This window comes from Dactylosporangium darangshiense (genome assembly GCF_039537565.1).
GTDB classification, from domain to species: Bacteria; Actinomycetota; Actinomycetes; order Mycobacteriales; family Micromonosporaceae; genus Dactylosporangium; species Dactylosporangium darangshiense.
In genome coordinates this window covers 1-665 of record NZ_BAABAT010000223.1, presented here as the reverse complement: position 1 = coordinate 665, position 665 = coordinate 1, and the positions used below count along the sequence as shown (strand labels likewise).

Below are 665 nucleotides of genomic sequence, written 5' to 3'. Positions count from 1 at the left end.
ACCGGCGTCGCCTTCACCCGCGACCCGGCCACCGGCGAGCGCGGCGTCTACGGCGACTACCTCGCCAACGCGCAGGGCGAGGACGTCGTCGCCGGCATCCGCAACACCATGCCGCTGCAGGACCTCGAGGGCCGCGACAAGGCCAGCTACGACGAGCTGATGGCGATCATGACCAAGCTCGAGGAGCACTACAAGGACCTCTGCGACATCGAGTTCACCATCGAGCGCGGCAAGCTGTGGATGCTGCAGACCCGCGTCGGCAAGCGCACCGCCGCCGCGGCGTTCGTCATCGCCACGCACCTCGTCGACGAGGGCGTCATCGACCTCGACGAGGCCACCCAGCGGGTCACCGGCGCGCAGCTGGCGCAGCTGATGTTCCCGACGTTCGACCTGTCCGACGCGCCCGAGCAGCTCACCCGCGGCGTCGGGGCGTCACCGGGCGCGGCCGTCGGCAAGGCGGTCTTCGACGCGCAGCAGGCGGTGGCCATGGCCAAGGAGGGCGAGCAGGTCATCCTCGTGCGCCGGGAGACCAACCCGGACGACCTGCCGGGCATGATCGCCGCGCAGGGCATCCTGACCAGCCGGGGCGGCAAGACCTCGCACGCCGCCGTGGTCGCCCGCGGCATGGGCAAGACCTGCGTGTGCGGCGCCGACGAGCTCGACGT

Annotated in this window: 1 protein-coding gene; it reads left to right on the top strand. The window is 71.6% G+C overall.

From position 1 onward, the window contains the following. A partial coding sequence (locus tag ABD901_RS58815; RefSeq protein WP_345145144.1) for a PEP-utilizing enzyme occupies positions 1-665 on the top strand: 665 nt, incomplete at both ends.